Origin of the sequence: Xenophilus azovorans DSM 13620, assembly GCF_000745855.1 — a bacterium.
Taxonomy (GTDB): Bacteria; Pseudomonadota; Gammaproteobacteria; order Burkholderiales; family Burkholderiaceae_C; genus Xenophilus; species Xenophilus azovorans.
This window is the reverse complement of the sequence record NZ_JQKD01000137.1, coordinates 1-1,018: the sequence shown is the minus strand read 5'-3', so window position 1 is coordinate 1,018 and position 1,018 is coordinate 1. Positions and strand designations below refer to the sequence as shown.

The 1,018-nt window shown below is 67.8% G+C and carries 2 protein-coding genes; both read left to right on the top strand.

From position 1 onward, the window contains the following. Nucleotides 1–93 precede the first annotated feature (93 nt). Nucleotides 94–417, top strand: coding sequence for an IS66 family insertion sequence element accessory protein TnpB (gene tnpB, locus Q392_RS26425; protein ID WP_245610835.1), 324 nt, complete (start codon nucleotides 94–96; stop codon nucleotides 415–417). A gap of 76 nt (nucleotides 418–493) precedes the next feature. Next, a partial coding sequence (locus Q392_RS26420) for an IS66 family transposase (RefSeq protein ID WP_245610834.1) occupies nucleotides 494–1,018 on the top strand: 525 nt, incomplete at its 3' end.

Here is a 1,018-nt window from a genome sequence, read left to right as displayed (position 1 = left end):
GGAGATCCAGCGCAACGGCACGACCCTTCGAGCGAGCCTGCCCATGGACAGCCGCAGCGCCGCCTGGCTGCGCGAGGTCACTAGTTGATCCGCGTGGACGCGGTCTGGATGGCTGTGCAGCCGCTGGACATGCGCCTGGGCACCGAAGCCGCGCTGGCGCGCGTGGTCGGTGTCTTCGGCGCCGCGCATCCGCATCACGCCTATGTCTTCGCCAACCGGCGAGCCAACCGCATGAAGGTCCTCGTGCACGACGGCATCGGCGTGTGGCTGGTCGCCAGGAGGCTCAACGCGGGCAAGTTCATCTGGCCAAGCGATGGCGCGAGTACCCTGAGCCTGAGCCGAACGCAGTTCGACGCGCTGGTGCTGGGCCTGCCGTGGCAGCGCCTGGGAGAGGCCGGCATCATCCGCGTGATCTGAGGCCAATCCGTCAACGCTCGGCAATTGCCGGATGTGCCGATGTGATCGGCGCCGTGATGCGCGACGATCACGCTCCATGATCAGCGCGCAGCAGTTGGAGACCTTGGACCCGCAATTGCGGCAGGCCCTGCTGTCGTTGATGTCCGAGGTGGCCGCGCGCGACGAACAGCTGCGCGCCAAGGATGCGCTGCTCGAGCAGCGTGAGCGCGACGCGGCGTTCAAGCAGGCGCTCATCGACAAGCTCACCCACGAAGTGGCGGTGCTCAAGCGCATGAAGTTCGCCGCCACGAGCGAGAAGTTCGCCGGCAGCACCGAACAGAAGAGCCTGCTGCAGGAGACGCTGGACGAGGACCTGGCCGAGCTCGGCCGGGAGATCAAGCGGTTGGGCGTGGACGTCGATGCCGCCGGCGACAAGGCTGGCAAGAAGTCCCCGAAGCGGCAGGCACTGCCGCCGCACCTGCCGCGGCGCGACGTGCACCATGAGCCCGAGTCCACGGTGTGCGGTTGCGGCTGCCAGATGCAGCGCATCGGCGAAGACGTGGCCGAGAAGCTGGACTACCAGCCGGGCGTGTTCACAGTGGAGCGCCACGTGCGCGGCAAG